The organism is Streptomyces sp. NPDC017979 (genome assembly GCF_044328175.1).
In the GTDB taxonomy this organism is placed as follows: domain Bacteria; phylum Actinomycetota; class Actinomycetes; order Streptomycetales; family Streptomycetaceae; genus Streptomyces.
This window is the reverse complement of sequence record NZ_JBIRGU010000001.1, coordinates 1,293,048-1,315,612: the sequence shown is the minus strand read 5'-3', so window position 1 is coordinate 1,315,612 and position 22,565 is coordinate 1,293,048. Positions and strand designations below refer to the sequence as shown.

The 22,565-nt window shown below is 71.8% G+C and carries 24 protein-coding genes; 10 read left to right on the top strand and 14 right to left on the bottom strand.

Annotated elements, in window-relative coordinates:
* Positions 1–19: 19 nt before the first annotated feature.
* The 3 genes from lysS (at position 20) to ACH4E8_RS05705 (ending at position 3,490) form a co-directional block, all read left to right on the top strand.
* The gene (gene lysS, locus ACH4E8_RS05715; protein ID WP_398444605.1) at positions 20–1,756 is read left to right on the top strand and encodes a lysine--tRNA ligase; all 1,737 of its coding nucleotides are present in this window, start codon (positions 20–22) and stop codon (positions 1,754–1,756) included.
* Between the two features lie 250 nt (positions 1,757–2,006).
* Positions 2,007–2,519 carry a hypothetical protein gene (locus tag ACH4E8_RS05710; protein WP_398444603.1) on the top strand — a complete coding sequence of 171 codons (513 nt, stop codon included), beginning with the start codon at positions 2,007–2,009 and terminating at the stop codon, positions 2,517–2,519.
* Positions 2,520–2,815: 296 nt separating this feature from the next.
* The gene (locus ACH4E8_RS05705; RefSeq protein WP_398444601.1) at positions 2,816–3,490 is read left to right on the top strand and encodes a hypothetical protein; all 675 of its coding nucleotides are present in this window, start codon (positions 2,816–2,818) and stop codon (positions 3,488–3,490) included.
* A 226-nt stretch (positions 3,491–3,716) separates the two neighbouring features.
* Here the strand turns inward: ACH4E8_RS05705 and ACH4E8_RS05700 are convergent, their stop codons facing one another.
* Complete coding sequence (locus ACH4E8_RS05700) at positions 3,717–4,253, bottom strand: flavoprotein (RefSeq protein WP_398444599.1); 537 nt, start codon at positions 4,251–4,253, stop codon at positions 3,717–3,719.
* A gap of 128 nt (positions 4,254–4,381) precedes the next feature.
* On the opposite strand from ACH4E8_RS05700, the gene ACH4E8_RS05695 reads away from it, so the two are divergent.
* The 3 genes from ACH4E8_RS05695 (at position 4,382) to ACH4E8_RS05685 (ending at position 6,705) form a co-directional block, all read left to right on the top strand.
* Positions 4,382–5,629 (top strand): helix-turn-helix domain-containing protein, encoded by a 1,248-nt coding sequence (locus tag ACH4E8_RS05695; RefSeq protein WP_398444597.1) that lies wholly within the window; start codon positions 4,382–4,384, stop codon positions 5,627–5,629.
* Positions 5,630–5,902: 273 nt separating this feature from the next.
* Entirely contained in the window at positions 5,903–6,268 is a 366-nt protein-coding gene (locus ACH4E8_RS05690; RefSeq protein WP_398444596.1) for a hypothetical protein, read from the top strand.
* 122 nt (positions 6,269–6,390) lie between these two features.
* Positions 6,391–6,705 (top strand): hypothetical protein, encoded by a 315-nt coding sequence (locus tag ACH4E8_RS05685; RefSeq protein ID WP_398444594.1) that lies wholly within the window; start codon positions 6,391–6,393, stop codon positions 6,703–6,705.
* Positions 6,706–6,717: 12 nt separating this feature from the next.
* Here the strand turns inward: ACH4E8_RS05685 and ACH4E8_RS05680 are convergent, their stop codons facing one another.
* Positions 6,718–7,278, bottom strand: a complete 561-nt coding sequence (locus ACH4E8_RS05680) for a GNAT family N-acetyltransferase (protein WP_398444592.1) — start codon at positions 7,276–7,278, stop codon at positions 6,718–6,720.
* Between the two features lie 299 nt (positions 7,279–7,577).
* Between ACH4E8_RS05680 and ACH4E8_RS05675 the strand changes: the two genes are divergently transcribed.
* On the top strand, positions 7,578–7,901 hold the full coding sequence (locus ACH4E8_RS05675) for a hypothetical protein (protein ID WP_398444590.1): 324 nt from the start codon (positions 7,578–7,580) through the stop codon (positions 7,899–7,901).
* Between the two features lie 85 nt (positions 7,902–7,986).
* Complete coding sequence (locus ACH4E8_RS05670; protein WP_398444588.1) at positions 7,987–8,256, top strand: DUF2087 domain-containing protein; 270 nt, start codon at positions 7,987–7,989, stop codon at positions 8,254–8,256.
* A 55-nt stretch (positions 8,257–8,311) separates the two neighbouring features.
* On the opposite strand, the gene ACH4E8_RS05665 is transcribed toward ACH4E8_RS05670, so the two are convergent.
* The 9 genes from ACH4E8_RS05665 to yhfZ all read right to left on the bottom strand — a co-directional run bounded on the left by ACH4E8_RS05665 (position 8,312) and on the right by yhfZ (position 17,237).
* Positions 8,312–8,767 (bottom strand): NUDIX domain-containing protein, encoded by a 456-nt coding sequence (locus ACH4E8_RS05665; RefSeq protein WP_398444772.1) that lies wholly within the window; start codon positions 8,765–8,767, stop codon positions 8,312–8,314.
* Positions 8,768–8,882: 115 nt separating this feature from the next.
* Positions 8,883–10,079 carry a phosphopentomutase gene (locus ACH4E8_RS05660; protein WP_398444586.1) on the bottom strand — a complete coding sequence of 399 codons (1,197 nt, stop codon included), beginning with the start codon at positions 10,077–10,079 and terminating at the stop codon, positions 8,883–8,885.
* A complete protein-coding gene (locus ACH4E8_RS05655) occupies positions 10,076–11,254 on the bottom strand; it encodes an alanine racemase (RefSeq protein ID WP_398444584.1) in 1,179 nt (392 codons plus the stop codon). Before ACH4E8_RS05655 ends, ACH4E8_RS05660 begins: the two co-directional genes overlap by 4 nt.
* 3 nt (positions 11,255–11,257) lie before the next feature.
* Positions 11,258–12,385 carry an aminotransferase class V-fold PLP-dependent enzyme gene (locus ACH4E8_RS05650; protein ID WP_398444582.1) on the bottom strand — a complete coding sequence of 376 codons (1,128 nt, stop codon included), beginning with the start codon at positions 12,383–12,385 and terminating at the stop codon, positions 11,258–11,260.
* Positions 12,382–13,428 (bottom strand): phosphotriesterase, encoded by a 1,047-nt coding sequence (locus ACH4E8_RS05645; protein WP_398444580.1) that lies wholly within the window; start codon positions 13,426–13,428, stop codon positions 12,382–12,384. Before ACH4E8_RS05645 ends, ACH4E8_RS05650 begins: the two co-directional genes overlap by 4 nt.
* A gap of 77 nt (positions 13,429–13,505) precedes the next feature.
* Positions 13,506–14,867, bottom strand: a complete 1,362-nt coding sequence (locus ACH4E8_RS05640; RefSeq protein ID WP_398444578.1) for a YhfT family protein — start codon at positions 14,865–14,867, stop codon at positions 13,506–13,508.
* A gap of 559 nt (positions 14,868–15,426) precedes the next feature.
* A complete protein-coding gene (locus tag ACH4E8_RS05635; RefSeq protein WP_398444577.1) occupies positions 15,427–15,786 on the bottom strand; it encodes a DUF2620 domain-containing protein in 360 nt (119 codons plus the stop codon).
* Positions 15,783–16,196, bottom strand: a complete 414-nt coding sequence (locus ACH4E8_RS05630) for a transcriptional antiterminator (RefSeq protein WP_398444574.1) — start codon at positions 16,194–16,196, stop codon at positions 15,783–15,785. Before ACH4E8_RS05630 ends, ACH4E8_RS05635 begins: the two co-directional genes overlap by 4 nt.
* 93 nt (positions 16,197–16,289) lie before the next feature.
* Positions 16,290–17,237 carry a GntR family transcriptional regulator YhfZ gene (yhfZ, locus tag ACH4E8_RS05625; RefSeq protein ID WP_398444572.1) on the bottom strand — a complete coding sequence of 316 codons (948 nt, stop codon included), beginning with the start codon at positions 17,235–17,237 and terminating at the stop codon, positions 16,290–16,292.
* Between the two features lie 133 nt (positions 17,238–17,370).
* On the opposite strand from yhfZ, the gene ACH4E8_RS05620 reads away from it, so the two are divergent.
* Positions 17,371–17,574 (top strand): hypothetical protein, encoded by a 204-nt coding sequence (locus ACH4E8_RS05620; RefSeq protein ID WP_398444570.1) that lies wholly within the window; start codon positions 17,371–17,373, stop codon positions 17,572–17,574.
* A gap of 168 nt (positions 17,575–17,742) precedes the next feature.
* Positions 17,743–18,894: a trypsin-like serine peptidase gene (locus tag ACH4E8_RS05615; RefSeq protein ID WP_398444568.1), complete on the top strand. Its 1,152-nt coding sequence runs from the start codon at positions 17,743–17,745 to the stop codon at positions 18,892–18,894.
* Positions 18,895–18,971: 77 nt separating this feature from the next.
* Here ACH4E8_RS05615 and ACH4E8_RS05610 read toward each other — a convergent pair whose 3' ends face one another.
* The 3 genes from ACH4E8_RS05610 to ACH4E8_RS05600 all read right to left on the bottom strand — a co-directional run bounded on the left by ACH4E8_RS05610 (position 18,972) and on the right by ACH4E8_RS05600 (position 22,548).
* On the bottom strand, positions 18,972–20,441 hold the full coding sequence (locus tag ACH4E8_RS05610; protein ID WP_398444770.1) for a DUF2637 domain-containing protein: 1,470 nt from the start codon (positions 20,439–20,441) through the stop codon (positions 18,972–18,974).
* Positions 20,442–20,612: 171 nt separating this feature from the next.
* Complete coding sequence (locus tag ACH4E8_RS05605) at positions 20,613–21,455, bottom strand: DUF3558 domain-containing protein (RefSeq protein ID WP_398444768.1); 843 nt, start codon at positions 21,453–21,455, stop codon at positions 20,613–20,615.
* A gap of 304 nt (positions 21,456–21,759) precedes the next feature.
* Positions 21,760–22,548 carry a DUF3558 domain-containing protein gene (locus ACH4E8_RS05600; RefSeq protein WP_398444566.1) on the bottom strand — a complete coding sequence of 263 codons (789 nt, stop codon included), beginning with the start codon at positions 22,546–22,548 and terminating at the stop codon, positions 21,760–21,762.
* Positions 22,549–22,565 lie beyond the last annotated feature (17 nt).

Genomic DNA, 22,565 nt, shown 5'->3' with positions numbered 1-22,565 from the left:
CCGAACGAGGAAGAAGGACGTGCCGACCGTGGCTCAGAGCAGCACCGAGACCGACTGGGTCTCCCGTTTCGCAGACGAGGTCATCGCGGAGTCGGAGCGGCGTGCGCCGGGCAAACGAATCGTCGTCGCGTCCGGCATCTCCCCATCCGGCCCCGTCCACCTGGGCAATCTCCGCGAGGTCATGACCCCGCACCTGGTCGCGGACGAGATCCGGCGCCGCGGGTACGAGGTGCGGCACCTGATCTCCTGGGACGACTACGACCGCTACCGCAAGGTGCCCGCCGGCGTGCCCGGCGTCGACCCGGAGGCGTGGGCCGAGCACATCGGCCGCCCGCTGACGTCGGTGCCGGCGCCCGAGGGCTCCCCGTACCCGAACTGGGCCGAGCACTTCAAGGCGGCGCTCGTCGAGTCCCTGGCGGAGCTGGGCGTCGAGTTCGAGGGCATCAGCCAGACCGAGATGTACACCTCCGGCGCCTACCGCCAGCAGGTGCTGCACGCGATGAAGCACCGCGCCGACATCGACGAGATCCTCGGCCGCTACCGCACGAAGAAGGCGCCCGCGAAGCAGAAGCAGTCGCAGAAGCCGGTCGACGAGGCGGAGCTGGAGGCGGCGGAGGGCTCCGGCGCCGCCGCCGAGGACGACGGAACGGGCTCGGCCGGCTACTTCCCGTACAAGCCGTACTGCGGCGGCTGCGGGCGCGACCTGACCGTGGTCACCGGGTACGACGACGAGACCACCGAACTGACGTACCGGTGCGGCGCGTGCGGCTTCGCCGAAACGGTGCGGCTGAGCGAGTTCGACCGCGGCAAGCTGGTGTGGAAGGTCGACTGGCCGATGCGCTGGGCGTACGAGGGCGTCGTCTTCGAGCCCTCCGGCGTCGACCACTCCTCACCCGGGTCCTCCTTCCAGGTGGGCGAGTTCATCTGCCCGATCTTCGGCGGCGAGCGGCCCATCGGCCCGATGTACGCCTTCGTGGGCATCAGCGGCATGGCGAAGATGTCGTCCTCCAAGGGCGGCGTGCCGACCCCGGGCGACGCACTGAAGATCATGGAGGCGCCGCTGCTGCGCTGGCTGTACGCGCGGCGCCGGCCGAACCAGGCGTTCAAGATCGCCTTCGACCAGGAGATCCAGCGGCTGTACGACGAGTGGGACAAGCTCGGCGCGAAGGTGGCCGACGGGTCCGTGCTGCCGGCGGACGCGGCGGCGTACGGGCGCGCGGTGCGCACCGCGGCCGGTGAGCTGCCGTCCACGCCGCGGCCGATGCCGTACCGGACGCTGGCGTCCGTCGTCGACATCACCGGCGGTCACGACGAGCAGACCATCCGCATCCTCAGCGAGCTGGACCCGGCGAACCCGGTCGACTCGCTGGACGAGGTCCGGCCGCGGCTGGACCGCGCGGAGAACTGGATCACCACGCAGGTCCCGGCGGACGCGCGCACCGTCGTCCGCGACGAGCCGGACGCGGAGCTGCTGTCGTCCCTGGACGACGAGGCCCGCGAGTCCCTGCGCCTCCTCCTGGAGGGCCTGGACACGCATTGGTCCCTGGAGGGCCTGACGACGCTGGTGTACGGCGTCCCGAAGGTGATGGCGGGCCTGGAGCCGGAGGCGAAGCCGACGCCGGAGCTGAAGGTGGCCCAGCGCCAGTTCTTCGCGCTGCTGTACCGGCTGCTGGTGACGCGCGAGACGGGCCCGCGCCTGCCGACGCTGCTGTTGGCCGTGGGCGCGGAGCGGGTGCGCAAGCTGGTGACCGGGTAGCGGTCGGGCTTTTGAAGGGGGCCGGTGACTTCGCGTCGACCGGCCCCCTTCGCGTGTCCGGTGTCCTCTTCGCTGCTGAGCAGCGTGCGTCCTCCGCCCGTCGGAGTTGGGCGTCGTGCCTGGTGGTGACGGGTTCGGGCACTGCATAGCGTCGCTGACCGGTCGGGTCGCCCTTGAGCGGTCCGGCCGTACCATCAGCTCGTTCCGTGCGCTTCGGCGCGCGGGATCCCGAAGGAACACGGGGACTCACGTGAAGAAGACGGTTACCGCTCTGTCCAGGGGCATGCTCGTCACGGCGCTGGCCGCCGGTGGAATCCTGGTCGCGGGCAACCCGGCGACGGCGGCGCAGCCTGCGGGGACTGCGGGGACGCCGATCAACGCGTGCTCCCCGACGCAGAAGAAGGAGTTCGCCACCTCCGGGTACAACACGGACGTGCGCATCAAGCTGTGCGTGGTGCCCCGCACCGGCGGTTGGCTCGTGAGCGCGGACGGGGGCTGGACCGACGGCGGCGGGGTGCGGAAGTTCGACAACTTCGACATCCAGGTCCGGCTGGAGCGCAACGACAAGGACGTCCTGGTCTCCCTGTGCGACATGACTGCGGAGATCAACCGGCTCAGCTACGGGCGGATCCAGTGCCAGACGAAGATCCACAAGACCGAGAACCAGAAGGGCCTCAGCGCCGACGGGAAGGTCCTCTACGACCTGGACGCGGACGGCGCGGGCGGGTACACGTGGGCGCTCACGGGTTCGCCGCGGCTCTGACGACCGGGTGACGGGGCGTTCGTCGGGCGCCCGACGAGTGCCGATGCTCCGCCAGCGTTGCTGCTGGCGGAGCTGCTGGTCTTGCCGGAGGGCGGCTGACCGGGGGCCATCGGGGAGGCCGACCTCCACGACGACGTGCGGCCCGTGCTCGTTGCCTTGCGCGAGCTGGGTGTCCGAGCGCCGGAGCAGCACCCTTCTCCCCGGACGCTGGAACGGCTTCCGGCCGCCGTTGGCGCCAGCGGCGTTACCCTGACGCTGCCGGCGGGCGGCAGCGAGCGTTCTTCAGGGAGTTGGGCATGGTGCTTGAGATGATCCCGGATCGCGATGGACGGGAAGCCGCCTTCGAACCGCTCCTCGACGACTTGCTGGAGCTCTTCAGCCCGTCCTGGGTCCTTCCGGAGCGGATGGTGGATGAGCATCCGCATCATCGCTGCGAGGTCAAGCGCTGGGAGATCGGACGGGCAGCCGAGGAAGCCCCCGACCTCACGCGCCAACACGCCGACCGGTTGATCGATGCTGCCGTACATGATCAATGTCGAAGCGGGATCAAGCAGTTGATCCGCCCCCTGGTCGAGTTCCTCGGGCATCGCTGGACGCAGGAACGGATCATCCACCACGTTCGCGCCGGCTCGAACGCCCAGAAGGTCGGGGCGACCATGGCCTGGTACTTCTCCGGCCCAGGGCTGCAGTACGCGTCCAGGGACGACTTGGCGAACGGGATACCCACTCCGGAGAGCAAGGCCACCCTTGACGCGCTGTCCGACCTGCGAGCCGCGTATCGGAACGCGGTCCTGGCTGCGTTCCTGGGCTGCGAGGATCCCGAGACCCGCCAGGATCTCTCCCTCTGGATCTCGCTGGAGTCCGCTGACTATCCGGACGCCCTTCAGGACGATCACCAGCGCGCCAAGGAGATCATCTTCGCCGACCCCGAGCACTACCGGCTGATGCTCCAGCGCTCTGGCCGGAGCTGATGCCGCCAACCCGAAGGTCCACGGCTTCGACCCGAGCAACTGGCGAAGACGTCCCTTTCGGGTCCCGGATACCGGCCGTCCACCAGCCCGTTCGACGGACGTGCTCAGCTTTCCTGATCACGTGGGCGCTCCTCTCAGACCGTGCGCTGCGCTCCGTCGATCCACGTCGCTCCTCGTAAGAGCCAGCGTCGAGATCACCGTATCGATCCGCGAGCTGGCGGGCCTCCTACGCCGTGGCCGTCGCCGCTTCGACGGCGGTCAGGGCGGTGTCCCAGGGGTACGGGCGGCGTTCGCCCGGTGCGTTGGGGGTGAAGCCGCCGTCGCCGTAGAGCACGGTCACGCCCATGTCGCGGAGTTCGGTGATGCTCTGGTCCACTCTGGGGTGTGCGGCGTACGCGCTGTTCACGCATGGCATTGCGACGATGGGGATGCCTTTCCCGATGCCTTCGGCGACCACTCCGATGACGAAGGTGCCGGTGAGGCACAGCGCCCAACTGTTGAGCGAGTTCGCGGTGACGGGTGCGAAGAGGATCGCGTCGGCCTTCGGCCAGACGTCGGGCTCTCCGGGCCGCTTGTAGCGGGACCGCACCGGGTGCCCGGTCCGTTCCTCCAGCGCCGGTAGCTCGTCGCGGAGCCAGTCCGCGGCTGTCGGCGTCAATCCGAGGCAGACGTCCCACCCGCGTGCCTGCGCGGACCGGATGACCTCAGCGGCCTGGAAGACGGGCGGCGCGGCGGACCCGAACAGGTACAACGTCTTCGTCATACGTCCATCCGACCACGCACGGGCAGCCTCATGCCGTGTCGGGCAGTCGCTCGGTGTCGCTGCACTCACACGAGTGCCGCCCCGCGCCCTACCCTGGCGATGACTAGCCGATTGAGAGGGGCAAGGCCATGTCGAACGCTACCCCTGACCCGTATTCGGACCCGCTTGCTTTCGGGCAGCGGCTTCAGATCCTGCGCACCCGTCGGGGTGTGACTCGGGACCAGCTCGGTGGCTTGGTGGGGCGGTCCGGGTCCTGGGTGAAGGGGCTGGAGACCGGTCGGTTGCAGACGCCGAAGCTGGCCACGATGCTGAGGATCGCCGAGGTGCTTCGGGTCCGCGATCTTTCTGACCTGACAGGGGACCAGTCCATGCCGGTTGCCCTCTTCGCCGGCCCCGGTCATCCGCGGCTGGGTGCGGTGCGGGCGGCCGTCGATGCGCTCACGCTCACCAGCGAGCGGGAGGCCCCGTCGACGGAGCACTTGTCGGCTCGGTTGTCGCGGGCTTGGACGGCCCGGCATTCCTCGCCGAAGCACCGGGAGGTGGTGGGGGAGCTGTTGCCGGAGCTGATTCGGGACGCGCAACTCGCGGTGCTGCAAGCGGAGACGGGCACGCGACGCCGCGCAGCGCAGGCGGTCCTCGCCGAGGTCTACTCGCTCTCGCAGTTCTTCATCGCCTACCAGCCGGATGCTTCCTTGCTGTGGCGGGTCGCCGAGCGCGGCATGGTCGCGGCCCAGGAGTCGGAGGACCCCCACACCATCGGCGTCACGGCGTGGCTGTCGGCCCAGGCCCACCGGGACGCCGGGCCCGGGCACTTCGATGCCGCCGACGCGGTCACTTCGGCGGCGTTGGCCTATCTGAAGCCGATGTTGCCGGACGCGTCTGACGACGTGGTGGCGATCACCGGTGCCTTGACGTTCGAGGCGGGGTACACGGCGGCGCGGCGGGCGGACACCGGGACCGCGTGGCGGTACTGGGACGAGGCGGGCAGGCTCGCTGACCGCCTCCCGTCCGAGTACTTCCACCCGGTCACGAGCTTCGGCCGCGCGATCATGGGCGCGCACGCGGTGACGGTCGCGGTCGAACTGCGGCACGGCGGTGAGTCGGTACGACAGTCGGCGGCGTCGGACGCGACGACCATCCGCTCCCGCCCGCGCCGCGCCCGCCACCGCATCGAGGAGGCCCGCGCGTACCACCTGGACGGCCAGCCGGACGTAGCTTTGGCGACCCTGTCCCAAGCCCACGAAGCTGCGTCCGAGACGATCCGGTACAACGGCTACGCCAAGATGATCGTTCTGGAAGAGTCCGAGAGCAAGGTCCCACAGCGACGTCAACGGGCCGCCGAACTCGCGGTGAAACTAGGTCTCTTGGCTGCCTGAGCGAGGGGGCACAAACTGTGCCCCTGGTCGTCCTCCACCTACCTCACGCTTGCTGTCGGCCCAGTCGACGACGAGCGTGGGGTAGAGCATGGCCGATCACGAGCAGTACCCGCAGGAAGGCGCCCTGCGTCAGCAGCCGCAAGTGACGTCTGCGCCCGCGATGACGATGCGGGTGTACCGCGTCGGTGCGGATGGGACGCGGTGGCCGGTGGAGCGGGAGGTCAGTGTCGTCGCGGCGAAGGACGTGCCGGCTGAGCCGATGAAGTTCCCTCCGTGTTCCTGCCCGCGCTGTGCGCGGGGGACTCGGTGAGCCCGCGTGTGAGCTTGGTGGACGTGACCCGGGACGTGCGTCTCGCGGGCGCGGTGTGCCTGACTCAGCCGCCGAACGCTGCTGTTGATGCGCTCCGGGATCGGTTGCGGGCCCACATCACGATGCTGGCCGAGCCTGCCGAGGAGTACGGGCGCAGCCTGAGCGGGGAGTGGTACGGGCAGCACGTGCTGACCTGTGTTGCGAGTGCGCGGAAGGCCGCGGGCGGGGTCGAGCCTGGCATTCGGATCGATGAGGAACTGCTGCTCTTGGCGGAGTACGTCAGGACGCTGCTCATGTACACCTCGCGCAAGCCGCGGCACAGCGCTTGATCTCCGTGTGCCGGCGCCCCGGGCAAGGGGCCATCGCGCTGGCACACGGGTCCCACCGGCCCCGGCCCTGACTTCCGATCCCCCGCGACAGGGCCGGGGCCTCCCACTCGGAGGAGAACGGCATGTGGACCCTGATCCCCGTCAGCGCCGCCAAGCTGACCGCGTCCGACGTCACGACGTGCGAGGCGTGCTGGCGGCAACCCGTCACCGTGATCCGCAGCGCGGCTGGCGTTCGCGACCTGTTGTGCGACACCTGCGCCACCGAGGGCAATCCAGTACGCGTTGAACTGTTCCCGCCGCTTGGGGTCTACGGCCTCACCGAACGTCGGCTGGAAGCGGGCAAGCACGGGAAGCCGACCCCACAGATGCCACCGGACCCGGGACCACACCCACCACGACCGGCACCGGCACCCACCCCCGGCGTACCCCCGGTGTAGACCCGGCCGCGCTCACCGCATCCGACCCGTGGCCCGCCACTCGCGGTCGAGCATGGCGTGGACGACGGAGTCCCGCCAGCTACCGGCCTTGTGGACGTGCTCGCGGATCCGACCCTCCTCCACCATCCCGGCGGCGGCCATGGTCGCGGCGGACGCTTCGTTCAGTGGTGAACGGGCACCCCAGACCCGGTGCAGCCCCAATTCGTCGAACCCGATGCCGAGGAGAAGCCGTACGGTCTCGACCCCGTATCCCCTGCCCCAGACGTCCGGACGAAGCGCGAAGCCGAAGGTGGCGGCGCGCTGCTGGTGCGGGTCGGTGGCGAGCCGTCCGAAGCCGACGAGCCCGCCGCCCTCCCGTTCGACGACGGCCAGTGCGTACTCGGAGCGCGGGTCCGCGAGGGCCGACGTGATGGACCGCGCCACGATCGCCGCGACCTGGTCGTGGGTACGGGGCTCGAAACTGAGGTGGTGGGTGGCCTCGGGGCTGCCGTAGATCGCGAACACCCCGTCCACATCGCCGGGTTCGAGCTCACGAAGGGCGAGGCGCGGTCCGGTGCGGTGAACGGGATGCATGCTCGGGACCCTACCCACGGAGCGTCGCACAGCCAGCCGAGCGGGGGCCTGTGACAGCAACTCGACGATGTAAGTGGGCGCCAGCTGGCCTGACCCCGCGCGGCGGCTGCGCGCCGCTCCGCGTCGCACGCGCGCCGTGGCGTGGGGCGCATGCGGGGAAATGCGATTGCGTGACTACTTCACCCACCCGAGGTAATCGCGTGCCGCACCACTTCTGGGGGTGGCCGGGGCGGGAGGACTCTGCGGACAAGGCGCCCGCGCCACGTCGCGGGGCTCCCGCGAAGGAAAGGGGTCTTCCCATGCCCGTACTCGCCCGCCTGCGCAAGGTCGGACTCGCCGTCGGCATGGCCGCCGTGTTGGTCACCGGACTGTCCGGCAGCGCTGAGGCCGCCACCGGAGCGATTCGCTACTTCAACCTCGCCGGTGACGAGTTCCGGATCGACAACCCGCCCGACAACGTCTGCCTCACCCTCCAGATCCGGGCCAGCCTGGTGTCCAACGAGACGAACAAGACGGTGCGCGTGTACCTCGGTACGAACTGCAACACCCGGGTCACTGACCTGGCGCCGGGCCGTGCGTTGGCCTACGGCGGAGGGCCGCAGTCGGTGCGGGTCCTTCCCTGAGGTGAGGGCGGAGCCGCCCGGCCGACGGGCGGGCGGCTCCGAAAACGCGTTGCCCTGACCGCCGCGGGCGGGGGAGGGTCGCCGGATGGACGAGACACCACGACGACGCGACGTGCAGGACCTGTTCTCCGGCGGGCGGCTGGTCACCATGCCGCGGAAGGCGGCCCGGCGGGAGCAGTTGCTGACGCACCTCGCAGAGACGCTGTTCGAGGCGGACGCCGAGTACGGCGAACCGGAGGTCAACGAGCGGCTGTCGGCCGTGTACGACGACTACGCGCTGCTGCGGCGGGACCTGGTGGAGGCCGGGAAGCTGCGGCGGCACCGGGACGGGTGCACGTACTGGCGCGCCGCGTGACGCCACGGCGGGTCCGTGAGCGATGCGGCACGTGACGGGAGACGGCTGCGGCTGCCTATGAACCTGCTTCTGGAGAGTTGCCGTGCTCCAGGTAGACGGTCACGCCACTCGCACGGGCCTGGATGCCGGCGGTGATGCGGCGCGCGAGACGGGGGATGGTGAGCTCTGGCAGCCGTTCGGCCGGGTGGAAGTCGTAGCTGCGGAGTTCGTCGGCTTGCAGCGTGATCTGCTGGCGGCGGTCTGTGCTGAGGAGGCCGCCGTCGAAGAGGTAGAGGACCTTGTCTCCCTCGCCCGGATTCGGTGCCCAGTCCACGACGAGCAGGCGGCCGATGTGGGGCTCGATGCCCAGTTCCTCTTGGACCTCGCGCACGCAGGCTTGCAGGGGCGATTCGCCTTTTTCGACATATCCACCTGGAATGTCGCGGTAGTCCTTGTAGGAAGGTTCGACGAGTAGGACACGATCGACGTCGTCGAAGAAGAGGACGCCGGCTGCCATCCGAGGGTGGGCCATCTTCGCCTGGTGCTCGTTCACGGCATGGAACCTAGCCGCCTGAGGCGATGTGGAGCCTCATCGGGCCGGCCGGGGTGCTTCGGCCCTGGTGGCGGGCGCAGACTCGCACGCGCCCTCACAGCGCGCGGCCCGCGGCCAGGGCATCCGGGTTTAGGCCGAGGGCGACCGCTGCCGTTGCGCCCACGTCCGCCAGCGACGGTGCGTCCGGGAGGAGTTCGACCTCGCGGGACTCGGGGGCGTGGACGAGGACGGGAACGTACTCGCGCGTGTGGTACGCGTGGCCGATCGTGGGGTCGTTGCCGTGGTCGCCGGTGACGATCAGCCGGTCGCCGGGGGACAGCATCGGGATCAGTTCGGCGAGGCCCGCGTCGATCTGTTCGAGGAGGCGGGCGTAGCGGGCGGTGTCCTGTTGGTGGCCGGCGAGGTCGGTCTCCTGGACGTTGGTGACGATGAGGCCGCCTTCACGGGCGGCCTTCGCCGTGTGGGCGAGGACGTCGGCGGTCGCCACCGCGGGGCGCCGTACGGCCGCGTCGCAGGCGAGGATGTCCGCGGCCTTGCCGATCAGGGTGACGGGGACGCCCGCGCGGGCGGCCACGTCGGGTAGTTGGCGGGTGTGGTCGAGGGGGGCGCCGAGGTGGCGCACGGCGAGGTCGTCGCCGCGGTAGAGGCCGGACGCGGGGGTGTCCAGGCCGACGGTGCCGCCGTCACCGGGACGTACGTACGCGGTGAGCGGCGAGGCGGAGTGGCCGGCGACGGCGATGACCCGGGCGACGGGGGCGATCGCGCGCACCGTACGGGCCACGGACAGCACGCCGTCGAAGGAGACGTCCGCGAGCCGGCCGGACGCGTTCCAGTTCACGCCCGGGTCCGCTTCCAGGTTGTCGTGGACCAGGACGCGGCCGTCGACGAGGAGGACGCCGGGGCGGGGCTCGGTGACCTCGTGGCCGGCGGCCGTGAGCGCCGCGGTGACCTGCGGCACGTGGTCCGCGAGCCGGGCGAGCACGACGCGGCCGAAGTCCGCGCCCATCATGGTCTGGTGACCGGCGTACGTGTCGGCGCCGGCGTAGCCCAGGGCCACGCGGCCCGCGCGGACGCCGAGCGGGGCGGCCGACGTCAGCGAGGGGTGCGGGCACAGCAGCCCGAGGCCGAGCGCGCCGAACGCCGGCAGCCGCAGCGGGCGGGAGTCCAGGACGTGGCCGCAGGTGTCGGCGTGGACGTCGCCGGGGCGCAGGGCGCCGGCGTCCGGCATCGCGCCGATGCCGAAGCCGTCGACGACCAGCACGATGACCGTACGGCCGGCACGGGCGCTCATGCCGGCTCCAGGGCGCGGCCCTGCGCGTCGTACAGGCCGGTCAGGCGCGGTGTGCCGGACGACAGGCCGGCGACGACGGCGACCGTGGAGCGGGTGACGAAGATCTGGGTGCGGAAGGAGAGCACCGCGGTGTCGCCGATCCGCGGCGCGGGCGCGCCGGGCGGCGGAGCGTCCAGCAGCCGGTAGTAGTCGATGTTCTCGGCGGGTGCGTCGGCGACCGGCAGCCGTTGGCCGGTGCGCGGCAGCAGCGCGCTGTCGATGCGGGCCCGCGGGTAGAAGCCGCCGCCGAAGACCGCGGGGCGGCCGTCGGCGAGGGTGTGGGCGACCTCGGTGACGTACACGTACGCCGGCTTCTCCGGCTGGTGCGGATCGACGGCGTGCAGCGGGGTGGTGCCGGTCAGGGCATGGCCCGGTTCGGCGTGCGTGACGCCGTGTTCGGCGAGCAGCGGCAGGGCGGCGACGGACGTGGCGCTGGGGGCGCTGAGCTTCAGCCCGTGGTGGCCGCGGGCGGCCAGCGCCTGCCGGGCCCGGACGGCGAGGGTCAGATTGGGGGTGGGGCGCGGGGCGCCGGTCGTCGGGTCGCACAGCAGGCAGGGGAAGGCGGTGACGCCCGCGATGCGCACGCCGGGCAGGGCCTCCACCGCGTGCGCGAAGGCGGCCAAGCCGTCGAGCGGCACGCCGCCGTCCTGTCCGGGGTAGCCGGCGCCGGGCGCGCTCTCGATGCGGACGAGGACGTCCTGGACGAGCCCGAGGTCCGCGGCCGCTTCCGACACGGCGCGGGCGTTGGCCGCGTCGTACACGGTGACCGCCTCCGGGCGCCAGGCCAGGAGTTCGGGCAGGGCGCGGCGCGGGATCTGCACCAGGTGACCGAGGTTGCCGGGGCGGGCGGCGCCGGTGGCGTGCAGGGTGCGGGCCTCGCCGGTGTCGATGGCGGCGTACGCGGGGATGTGGTCGGCGACGGCGCGGATCAGCTCCGGGTTGCGGCCGAGCTGCTTGACGACGAACCAGAGGGTCAGGTCGAGCCGCTCCGCCTCGGCGGCCAGCAGCGCGGCGTTCGCTTCGACGGCGTCGCGGTCGACGACGTAGGTGTCGGGCGGGATCGCGCCCCGTTCGTGGAGGGCGGCCGCTACGTCGACCAGCTCGGGGTTGCGGGCGATGACGGTGTCGAGGAACACGGGTCAGTCCTTGGAGTGCGGGGGGTCGGACAGTCGGCCGACGGCGCGGCGCAGCAGGTCGATCACCTGGTCCGCGCCCGCGCGCATGGGGTTCACGCGCACGGTCCAGTCGGCGAGCTCGGGCGCGTCGTCCAGGGTGGAGCTGGACATCCGGTACACCAGCGGGGCGATCTCGTAGCGGGAGTTGGAGCCGACGGGATGGGGCGCGGCGCCCAACGGCGCTGCGGCATCGGGTAGTTCGCGCGCCACCGGCCGGTCCAGGCGCACCAGCAGGCAGCGGTCCTGCACGTTCGCGATCCGGACCTCGGCGACGCCGGGGACCTCGCCGGCCGCGAGGCGTTCGGCGACCTCGGTGCCGACCTGCGACTGGATGGCCCACATGACGGGCACGTGGGTCAGCGCCCGCAGGGCGTCCAGCGCCTGGTGGCCCTGGACCTGGCCGCCGCCGGAGTAGTTGTCGTCACGGACGCGCTTCACCAGGTCGCGGGCGCCGACGACGATCCCGACGCCTTCCGGGCCGTGCAGCTTGAAGAGGGAGAACGCGGAGGCGTCGGCGCCGAGTTCGACGCCGCAGGCCGGCACGCGCAGCACGGCGTAGTTGTCGTCCACGACCGTGCGGACCCCGGCCGCGGCACAGGCGGCGATGACTTCGGCGGGGTCGTACGAGTCGGTCAGCCGCTGCCGGGTGTGCTGGACGTACGCCCAGCGGAACCGGCCGGTGGCGAGCGCGGCGCCGAGCGCGGCCGGATCGTTGAAGTCCACCTCGACGGTCTCGACGCGCAGGGCGCGCAGCGTGACGGCGGTGGTGCGGTAGACGGGCGCGCGGTGGATCAGCAGCGGCCCGGCGCCCGCGTCGGCGGCCTGGAGCACGGCGCGGATGGCGCCGGTGCCGGCGCCCTGCACCAGGGCGGCGTCCTCGGCGCCGAAGAAGTCCGCGAGGACGGCCTCGACGCGGGCGGTGGTCCGCGGCCGGCCGAGGCCGGGCACGACGCCGGCGTCCGTGCGGAACAGCTCCGTGCCCCGGAAGTGGGCGGCGGTGCACTCCAGCAGTCGGAACTGGCGCTGGACGGCGTCGGGCAGCGCGACGGTCGGCAGCGGGTGGGTACGGGGGAGGGTGGGGGTGGTGGTCATGGGGTGGTCTCCGTGGGGAGTGGGGCGTCGCCGTACCGTCCGGGCGGGGACTCGACGTCGTACGGCCTCGGCGGGGGCTCGGCGCCGCCCGTGAGGAAGCGCACGGGGTTGCGGCGCAGCAGCAGGTCCAGCAGGTCGTCGTCGGCGCCGGCGGCCCGCAGCGCCGGCAGGAAGCCGGCGAAGAGGTGGCCGTAACCCCGGCCGCCCGCGGTGCGCAGATAGCCGTGGCGGGAGACGTCGCAGCTCAGCAGCGCCCGGTCGGCGTGGCCGGCCTCCAGCAGGGCGAGCAGCAGGCGCAGCCGGGTCGCGTCCGGCTGGTAGCCCTCCTTGCCGACGGTGTCGAAGGCGACGTACGCACCGCCGGCCGCCAACTCCCGGTGCGTGCGCGGGTCGTCCAGCAGGTCCTGGTGCCCGATGCTGATCCGCTCCGGCGGCAGGCCCTCGCGGGTGAGGACGTCGAGCTGCGCCGGGCCGCCGCGCCCGAGGTGGGCGTGGGTGGCCACCGACAGGCCGGTGGTGACGGCGGCGCGGGCCGCGGCGCGCAGCACTCGGGCCTCCGGCTCGCTGGGGCGCTCGCCGTGGCTGCCGACCTCGCCGATCACGCCGGGGCGCACGCCGGTGCCGGCGATCCCTTCGGAGATCTCCCGCACGAGGACGCCGGTCAGGTGCTCCACGCTGCTGGCGACGACGTCGGGGGTGTGGAAGGGCTCGTAGTACCAGCCGGTGGCCGCGACGACGGGGACGCCGGCGGCGCGCGAGATGCGGGCCAGGGCGGCGGCGTCCCGGCCCATGCCGCGGCAGGTCAGCTCGACGACCAGGCCGAGGCCGTACTCGTCGCGCAGGTGGGCGAGTTCGGTGACGACGGCCGGGCCGTGGTGCTCGGCGTCGAGGACGGCGGCGCGGTCGCCGGCCAGGTCGAGGTCGAGGACGAGGTGTTCGTGGGGGAGCACGGGGCCGGTGACCGCGTGGTGGGGGAGCGGGCCGGTGACGGTCTGGAGGTGGGGGAGGAGCGCGGGCCGCTCGGTTCGTGGTGGGGGCCGCATGGGCGGGGGTCCTTCCTGTTCCGCTTCCGCTGGGACGGGGGCGGCGCGCGCCGGCGGGGGCGCGCGCCGGCCGTCCGTCAGCTCTTGATCGGGGTGAACAGGTCCAGCCAGTACAGGACGTTCAGCACCACCCCGCCGACCAGTACCGCGGCGGGCGCCGCGGCCATCCGCACCACCGGCCGCCCCATCGCCTCGTTCAGCAGGTACAGCCCGCCGACGACGAGGATCCCGAGGCCGCCGCCCATGGCGTTCGCGGCCATCAACGAGCCGAAGAGGATCGCGAGTTGGAGCGTGTCGGTGATCGCGCTCCGCAGGTGCTCGGAGGAGTCCCGCACCGTCGGCAGCCGGCCGAGCAGCCGGCCGATGTACGACAGCGCCAGCACCTCGACCGCGAAGACCGCGGCGCCGGCGAGCGCTGCGACGTACGGGTTCGGCATCAGGTAGCCGATGGGGTACACGAAGGTGAACCCGGCGATGCCGTACGCCCCGGACGCCAGCGCCGTCGTCGCGATCAGCGGGATGAAGCCGAACACCCGGTAGAAGTCGACCTGTGCCGCCTCCGCGTAGTCGCCCTTGGCGATCAGGAAGCTGGTGGCCTCGCCGCCGCCGAATATGTGGCTCTGCGCGAGGACGGCGACGCCCGCGCCCAACAGCATGAACAGCGGCAGATGGCGGCGGAGCCGGGCCGCGCTGGCGCTGAAGAGGGACGCCATCGGGTCGTCGGCGGCGACCGCCGGGTCGACGGGCGGGGTGTGGGCGGACGCTTCCTTGTCGAGCTTGCGCTGCTTGAGGTCCTTGGAGACGGCGAGCGCGATCAGCATCAGCACGCCGACCGCCATCGCCAGCGCCCCGGCGAACATGTTCGGCCAGACCTTCATCGTCAGCACGACGAGGGCGAGTTCGACGACGCCGGCGACCGCGCCCCACCCGCGCCCGAACTGCTTGGTGATCGCCAGCACCGGGAAGAGCGTGAAGAGGAACAGGATCGGCGTCGACATCTGCTGCATCGCCGTGAGGAAGTCCACCGGCAGGTCGCCCGCGACGTCGTTCGCGCCGTTCAGCCCGAAGACGACGACCGCGCCCCACGCGCCGCCCAGGATCGGCGCGAGCCACTTCTTCGGCGACAGCAGACCGAGGATGTCCGTGGGCAGGAAGAGCAGCCAGGGGTTGAGCACCCCGGTGGACAGGGCCATCGGGGCGCCCAGGCCGAAGATGAAGCCGGCGGAGAGCCCGAAGGAGACGGCGGTGGTGGCGCTGCGGGTGGTGCGCCCCTGGATGAAGTCGAGGAGGAAGGGACGCACGCCGTCGTTGAAGACGGCGAGGGCCAGATGGGAGATGAAGGCGGTCAGCGCACACAGCGCGATGACGGTCAACTGCTGCGCCAGCGAGAAGTCCAGGCTGCCGGCGTTCGCCGGGGCGGCGGCGAGGATGGTGCTCACGGGTCACTCCTTCGTGCGGGTGCTGCGCGTGCGGTTGCGGTGTCCCGCGGGTGCGGGTGCGGCGCGGTGTCCCGCCGTTGCGGGTGCGGCGCGTGTGACGTATCCGCCGTTGCTCCGCGGCAGCGTTGGTCTCTGCGGGCCGTCTGTGGCTTGTCGCGCAGTTCCCCGCGCCCCTGTTTCGCTCCCCTTGTGGTCACCTGCGGGGCAGGTGTTTTAGGGGCGCTGGGGTCCCCCCCCACGTCCCTTGGGCGTAGGTGGGGGTGCCCCCGTGCCCGCAGGGCACAGGGGGAGGAACTGCGCGAACAGCCACAGTGCTCCTGCAGGGACCAACGCTCCTCCGGGTTACGGCGGGTATGTCAGGGGCGCGAGGAACTGCGCGAGTAACCACAGTGCGTCTGTAGGGACCAACGCTCCTCCAGGGGTACGGCGGATACGTCAGGGGCGCTGGGTTCCCCCAGGTCCTCTCCGGGCGTAGGGGGCGGACCTGTTCGAGCAGCACAGGCGGCCCGCAGGTGAGACAACACAACGCGCCGCACGGCGAGACCGCGTCGTCGGCGGGCTACGCCGCGCGCGCGGCGATCGCGCGGGTGAGCACGGGGGTGACGGCGTCGATCTGGTCGAGCGCGAAGCCGAAGACCTTCTTGCCGTCGTCGAGCAGCGCGACCACCTGGTCGACGCCCGGGACGGAGCGGCCGAAGGTGTGACAGGCGTCCTTGCCCAGCAGCCCGACGAGGACGCCGAGGGACGCGCCGGCGCCGGTGTGGCAGGTGCCGAGGTAGTAGTCGGCCTGGCCGGCGCGGAGCTTCATCGCCGCGTCCATGTCGCTGGAGACGGTGACCTCGACGCCGTCCAGCGCGAGCTGCTTGACCGTGTCGGCGACTTCGACCTTGCCGACGCCGCCGGTGAGGATTCTGCTCATGACTGCTGCTCCTTGTCGGTTGCTGCCGTGTCGTGCACTGCTGCGGGCCGGCCGGCGAGGACGGCCAGGTGCATGCCGAGGAAGTTCACCTCGGAGTCGGGGAGGGTCGCGCCCAGTTCGCGGTGGGCGCGGGCGGCGACGGCCCGGGCGCGGCCCACGGCCTCCGGGTGGTCGACGAGTTCGGCGGCGACCGCCGCGTCCGTCGGGGACGCGGCGATGGCCTCGCCGTCCAGGAGCCGGGTGAGCGCCATGATCAGATGGCTGGTCAGCATGCCGGCGGTGGCCTCGGTGACGGTCCGGCCCTCGGCGGCGAGCGTGTCCAGCTCGACGGTGACGAAGTCGGCCACCTCGGGCCGTACGGCACCGCCTTCCCGGAAGAGGGCGATGCGGCGGGCGAGTTGGTCGTCCATGCGGCCTCTCATTCGACAGTAAACAGGATTCTGTATTTTTGACCCGTCAGTTGGTCTGTTCCATACGGCCTTTGACGGTTGGTCGGGGCGGCGTCAGTAGGACGGCAGGCGTTCGCCCCGTACCACCTCGGCCTGTCGGGAGGTCACCAGCGACAGGTCCAGCCGGTCGCGCACCGCGTCCAGCGCCGTCGCGCCGCCGGCACGGCCGATGAGCGCGGCGCTGGAGTTGCGCAGGGCCAGGTCGCGGGTGACCTCGTCCCCCAGCGGCAGCACCTCGACGCCCGGCCCGATCAGGCCCGCCACCTCGTCGAGGTTCCACACGGTCGCGTCCGCCCGGTCCTGCGCGAGCAGGTCGCGCAGTTGCATGTACGAGGACTCCACCCACCGGACGTCGTCGCGACCGGCGAACGCCCGCTCGGTGAGTATCCGTTGGTCGTCCGACGACGGGTCGACCGCCACCCGCAGCCCGGGCGCCGACAGCGACGCGCCCTCGCGCAGCAGGACGCCGTGGGCGCCGACGTACGTCGCGGGGCCGAAGTCGGCCACCAGCTCGACGGAGCCGGCGGCGTGGTCCTCCAGCAGTCGGTCGGCGGCGAACCGGGAGAGCACCACCAGGTCCACCTTGCCTTCGAGCAGCGCCGCGGTCCGGGCGCCGGCGCCCCGCATGAAGGTGATGGCGAAGGGCGCGCCGGCCGCCTCGAAGGCCCCGCGCAACCCGGTGGCCAGGCCCTCGTACCGCCGCGAGTACGGCAGCGGCATCGCGGCCAGCAGGGTGCCGAGGCCGGACAGGCGCCAGAGCGCGGCGCGGTCCGAGCGCACCAGGAAGGTGCCGAGGTGGCCGCGGGCGGTCGTCTCGATCGCACCGGCCTCCTCCAGGAGTTGGAGGGCCGCTTGTACGGTGCCGTTCCCGCACCCCAGCTTCTCGGCGAAGTCGCGCACGCGCGGCAGTCGGGCGTCCGCCTCCTGGTGGAGCAACAGGACGGCGAGCTGTCGGGCGGCGAGGCCGTTCCGGGTGAGGAAGCGCTCGTCAAAACGGTTCACGCCTGGACAGTAACCAGGATTCTGGATACTGACAAGGGTCGACGTCGGGAGAGCGGAACTGCATCTTTCGACGGACCCGCCGTTCCGTCGTGAGCACGACGCGTGCGACCCCGGCGCGCGGGACCGTTGAGGCATGAAGAACGAAGTGCTGTTGATCGTCGGATGGGTCACCGCCGTCCAGGGCGGCGTGGGTGCGGGCGGCCTGATCTGGGGCGAGGAACCCTGGGGGCTGCTCCACCGGTGGTGGGACCTGTCGGTGCCCGCGTACCTCGCGATCATGGTCGTCGGCCTGGCGATCGCGCTCCCCGTCGAGGCGCTCAAGCGCCGCAAGTCCTGACCTCCCGGCGGCACCGGACGTCCACTTTTCGGTCATGACGTGAAGGGATCGCCGGAGGTGGGGAGGGGTCGCCGGGGGTGCGGAGGGGCTGAAATTATCGATTCAGTGATAAGGGTGCCCTGAGCGAGAGTTTGGCAGGTTCATGCCTTACGCCTCGGGGAGCATCCTTTGAACAGATCCGCTTTCATACGCGCCGGTCGCCGCTGCGCCCTGGCCGTCAGCGCCGCCGCCGTCGTCTGCGCCGGGACCCTCGTCCCCGCCGCGTCCGCTCAGGAGCCGGCCGAATCCACGGCGCGCGAGCTGGGCGTCTCGGTCTCCCGGGAGACCTCCACGCCGGAGGAGATCCGCGCGTTCTGGACCCCGGAGCGGGTCCAGAAGGCGCTCGACAACCCGATGACGCCGCCCACCGCTGCCGCCGCGGCGCCCGCGAAGGCGTCCGGCGACGCGTCCCGCAAGGGCGCGAACGAGATCGTGGCGTCCGCGCCGGCGGTCGGGCCCGCGGCCGGCGGGCCGGGGGCGACCCGGGCCGCGTTCGGCGACGCCGCGACGGCGGTGGCGAACAAGGCCGCCGCGGACATCGCGGTTTCCCAGCCCGTCCCGATGACCAGCGTCTATCCGATGAACCTGGTCGGCAAGCTGTTCATCTACGACGAGCAGGGCAAGGAACTCTCCACCTGCTCCGCCGCCGTCATCAACACCCGGACCAAGAGCACCATCTGGACGGCCGCGCACTGCGTCCACAAGGGCGACAACAGCGGCCAGGCCGGGTTCCACAAGAAGCTGATGTTCCGGCCGGCGTACAACAAGGGCCAGACGCCCTGGGGCGACTGGACGGTGACGGCCAAGTACGCGCCCGTCGGCTACACCGAGCAGGGCGACAGCCTGGAGTCCGACTTCGCCGCCGCCGAGCTGGCGCCGCTGGCCCCCTACGGCAAGATCGTGGACGCCATGGGCGGCTTCGGCTACTCCTTCGGCTCGGCCGACCACCCCGAAGCGGTCACCGCCGGCTACCCCGGCGAGGGCTACAAGCGGACCGACCTCGACGCCGAGCGCATGATGGCGTGCTACGGCAACGCCGAGGACAACGCCAACTTCAACCCCTTCGACAACCGCATCAAGATGGACTGCGACATGGGCAAGGGCTCGTCCGGGGGCCCGATGGCCGTCCAGTCCAGCACCAGCGGCATCCAGATCATCGGGGCGAACTCGCACTACCTGGCGGACGCCACCACCAACCAGCGCATCAACGACGACCTGCTGTCGTCCGAGCACGGGGTGCGCGCGGCGAACGTGATCGACGCGGTGAACGCCGGCGCCTGACGCCTGCTCATCAGCGATGACGTACGGGCCCCGGGCGACTGCCGCCCGGGGCCCGTACGGGTGCGCGGGCGTACGCGTCACGCGATGTGCTCGGCCTCGATCTCCGCCTCCATGCGCTGGCGGAAGGTGGGCATGATCTGGCGCAGGAGGCTGGCGCTGCGTGGGTGGGTGATGCCGTGGACGTCACCGAGGTGTATGTCGAGGACGTCGGCCTTCGGGTAGTCGCCGTGCTCGTGTGCGTACGCGACGTACACGGGATACGCCCGGTCGTAGAAGGCGTCCACGTCCGACGACTCGCCCACGGGCGGCTCGACCAGCCGCTCCAACGGCCGTTCCACCGGCTCCTCTTCCACGTGGCCCTCCGGGCGCTCGTGGTCCGGGTCGCCGAGGATGCGGGTGCGGCCGCCGGCGCCGGCGGGGATGAGGATCGGCTCCGCCTCCGGCTCCTGGACGGGCGTCTGCACGGGCACTTGCTGCGGTGCCTGTTGCGGCGCCTGCTGCGGGTCGTACCCGCCCTCGTACGCAGCGCGCTGTGCGCCCTGGCGGAACCAGGGGTTGGTCTCGGGGCCCTCTTGGGCGTTCCGCTGGTACTCCAGGAAGCGCTGGTACTCCTCGTAGCGCTGCCGCTCGTCGGCCTCGTACTCCGGCTCGTACTCCGGTTCGTCCGGCTGGGGTTCGGCGGACTCCGCGGACGCGGCACGCGCCTGCGGCTCCTGCTCCTGCTCCGCCGCCTTCGGTTCCGGCCGGGGCTGCGGCTGCGGTCCCTGCGTCAACTGGCGCTTCTCCAGCACCACCGGCACCGCGGCCGGCGCGGGCGCCGGTGCCTCGACGGCGACGTCGACCTGCGGCGCCGGCGGCAGCAGCACCGGATCGACGCCGGCCGCCGCCAACCCCGCCGGCGCGGTCTCCGCCAGCGGTACGCCGTACTTCGCCAGCCGCAGCGGCATCAACGACTCCACCGGCGCCTTGCGCCGCCAGGCCCGCCCGTACCGGGCCTGGAGCCGCGCCTGATAGATCAAACGTTCCTGCTCAAGCTTGATGACCTGCTCGTAACTCCGCAGCTCCCACAGCTTCATCCGCCGCCACAGCTTGAACGTCGGCACCGGCGACAACAGCCAACGCGTCAGCCGCACGCCCTCCATGTGCTTGTCGGCCGTGATGTCGGCGATCCGCCCGATCGCGTGCCGCGCCGCCTCCACCGTCACCACGAACAGCACCGGGATCACCGCATGCATCCCGACACCGAGCGGATCCGGCCAGGACGCCGCGCCGTTGAAGGCGATCGTGGCGACGGTCAGCAGCCACGCCGTCTGGCGCAGCATCGGGAACGGGATCCGCATCCACGTCAACAGCAGGTCGAGCGCGAGCAACACGCAGATGCCGGCGTCGATGCCGATCGGGAAGACCAGCGCGAAGTCGCCGAAGCCCTTGCGCTCCGCCAGGTCGCGCACCGCGGCGTACGAGCCGGCGAAACCGATGCCGGCGATGACCACCGCACCGGCCACGACCAGGCCGATGAGTATGCGGTGCGTCCGTGTCAGCTGCATCGCGGCCACCCACGGTCTCCTTCCCTTGGACCCAAGGCATTGGCCTGAACACGACTACCGGTTGGGCCAGGGGCACAGCGTGGCACATGACTGCGGAGCCCGTGTCCCTCGGGGGACCACGGGCTCCGCATGGGGGGTCGGACGCGCCTCAGCGTCGGGCGCGCCGGTCGATCAACTCGCCTTGGTGCCGGCGGACGTTGACGGCTTGGGGCTCTCGCCCTTGCCGGGCACGGTGCCCGCGTCCTTGTTGACCGCGGCCACCGACGCCACGGCGTTCTTCGTCGCTTCGACCGCGCCCTTGGTGATCTCCTCGACCGTCGGGTTCTTCGCGCCCGCGTAGCCGGTGCCGTTGTACGTCAGCGTGATCACGACGTTCCCGGTGCGCGCGACGACCGTGGCGTACGAGAAGTCCGCGTCCGTCTTGCGCAGCTTGTAGACCACCGCCTGCGCCTCGTCGCCGACGCCGCTCGCCGCCGAGGTCTTCACGTCAGTGGCGCCCTCGGTCGCCTGCGCCTTGGCGAGTTCCTTGCCGAAGCTGTCCTTGGCCCGCTGCTCACCGCTGAGGTTCAGCGCCTGCTCGGAGTCGAACCGCAGGTAGGAGACGTCCATCCAGCGGTACTGCGAGCCCTTCACGCCGTTGTCGTCCAGGCTGTTCCACGAGCAGTTGGCCCGGGCCAGCAGGTCGGAGGACTTGCCGGCGGTGCCGTTCTTCGGCTTGGCGGCCGGCAGCAGGTTGCCCACCGTCCGCTTCGACACGGACCCGCAGGCGTCCGGCAGCTTCGCGAACCTGGCCGCCTCCACGTTCTGCGGCTGCTCCACGCCCGAGCCTGAGCCCGCCGAGTCGCCGCCCGGCGAAGCCGACGACGACGCGCTCTTGTCCTTGTCGTCCTTGGCCTTCTTGTCGCCGTCGCCGTCGCCGGAGTCCGACGAGCAGCCGGCGAGGACGAGGGCGAGCGGAAGGGCGGCGCAGGCGAGTATGCGGGTGAGTCGCGGGCCAGGTCCTTCCTTTCGGATCAGGCTGGGTGAGGGAGCGGGGTCTGGTGCCGTGGATCGCAAGGCGGAGGAGGAAGTCAACGCGGAGCGTTGGCGACCGACGACAACGCGGCGAGGTGCGGTGCCAGGGCGCGCGAGCCCAGCAAGATCCGAAAGGAAGGGCCTAGTTCGGTGCATGGTTCCTTCAGTGGTCGGGCAACGTTCGTATCGCACATTCGTACGGTCGCGCTCTAGTGGCCGACGAGGCCACCGTACGCGCAACGGGCGTTGCCGGGGGCCGCTCCCGGCCTGCCGGCGGCCCCGCGCGGCCGGTCGCCCGGCGTCCTCAGCGGCCGAACTCGTCGACCAGGTCGCGCGCCACGCTCTGGGCCTTTTCCTGGAGTTCCTTGCCGTCCGGCGGCTCCGCGGCGGCGCCCGGCTGGGCCACGTAGACGACCGTGACGACGACGTTCGATGTGCGGAACACCACGCTGACGGTGCGGCGCTGGGCGTTCGAGCCGGCGCCCGCGGTGGCGACGGCGTCGTCGAGGAACGCGGCGTCGCCGAGGCCGCCGAGCACGCGCGGCTCCAGCGCCGTTGCGTCCGTCGCGCCCGAAGCGCTCGCCGGGGGCCCCGACGACGTCGTGGTCGGCTTCGACGCCTGGCCGCCGGCCGCGGACTCCAGCGGCACCCCGGCCGCCGTCTGCTTCTTCTCGAAGACCTGCTGCGCGCGGTCGTCGTCGCTGACGGCCCGGTCGTACGAGACGACGCGCTCGAAGTCCAGGCTCAGCGAGTGCACGGCGTCCGGCGACTTCGCCTCCCAGCCGCAGCCCACCCGACGGTCCGTGTCGTACGTGCTCACGGGCTGCCCGCGCAGCAGTTGCTTCTGCTGCTCCTCGGCCAGCTCCGTCACGCCCGGCAGCAGGTCCTTGAGCGTGGAGCCCGCGACGGAGCCGCACGGCTCGGGGAGGGTGCGGTACTTCCCCGGCTGGGCCGCTGCGGTCGTGCCGGCGCCCGCCTTGGTGTCCACGGCGCCGGTCGCCCCGGCGCCGTCGCTCGTGCAGCCGGCGGCGAAGAGCGCCGTCACCGCGGTGGTCGCCGCCGTGAGGCGGGCGGCGTACGTCCTGCGTCGCACGGTTCCGGGCTCCTTCC

Coding starts and splice junctions, on each gene's coding strand:
- ACH4E8_RS05705 (WP_398444601.1), top strand. CDS start 2,816: ATGGTGCTTGAGATGATCCCGGATCGCGATGGACGGGAAGCCGCCTTC.
- ACH4E8_RS05660 (WP_398444586.1), bottom strand. CDS start 10,079: ATGAGCGCCCGTGCCGGCCGTACGGTCATCGTGCTGGTCGTCGACGGC.
- ACH4E8_RS05675 (WP_398444590.1), top strand. CDS start 7,578: ATGCCCGTACTCGCCCGCCTGCGCAAGGTCGGACTCGCCGTCGGCATG.
- ACH4E8_RS05635 (WP_398444577.1), bottom strand. CDS start 15,786: ATGAGCAGAATCCTCACCGGCGGCGTCGGCAAGGTCGAAGTCGCCGAC.
- ACH4E8_RS05645 (WP_398444580.1), bottom strand. CDS start 13,428: ATGCGGCCCCCACCACGAACCGAGCGGCCCGCGCTCCTCCCCCACCTC.
- ACH4E8_RS05680 (WP_398444592.1), bottom strand. CDS start 7,278: ATGCATCCCGTTCACCGCACCGGACCGCGCCTCGCCCTTCGTGAGCTC.
- ACH4E8_RS05665 (WP_398444772.1), bottom strand. CDS start 8,767: ATGGCCCACCCTCGGATGGCAGCCGGCGTCCTCTTCTTCGACGACGTC.
- ACH4E8_RS05630 (WP_398444574.1), bottom strand. CDS start 16,196: ATGGACGACCAACTCGCCCGCCGCATCGCCCTCTTCCGGGAAGGCGGT.
- ACH4E8_RS05610 (WP_398444770.1), bottom strand. CDS start 20,441: ATGCAGCTGACACGGACGCACCGCATACTCATCGGCCTGGTCGTGGCC.
- ACH4E8_RS05695 (WP_398444597.1), top strand. CDS start 4,382: ATGTCGAACGCTACCCCTGACCCGTATTCGGACCCGCTTGCTTTCGGG.
- ACH4E8_RS05620 (WP_398444570.1), top strand. CDS start 17,371: ATGAAGAACGAAGTGCTGTTGATCGTCGGATGGGTCACCGCCGTCCAG.
- ACH4E8_RS05685 (WP_398444594.1), top strand. CDS start 6,391: ATGTGGACCCTGATCCCCGTCAGCGCCGCCAAGCTGACCGCGTCCGAC.
- ACH4E8_RS05650 (WP_398444582.1), bottom strand. CDS start 12,385: ATGACCACCACCCCCACCCTCCCCCGTACCCACCCGCTGCCGACCGTC.
- ACH4E8_RS05700 (WP_398444599.1), bottom strand. CDS start 4,253: ATGACGAAGACGTTGTACCTGTTCGGGTCCGCCGCGCCGCCCGTCTTC.
- ACH4E8_RS05670 (WP_398444588.1), top strand. CDS start 7,987: ATGGACGAGACACCACGACGACGCGACGTGCAGGACCTGTTCTCCGGC.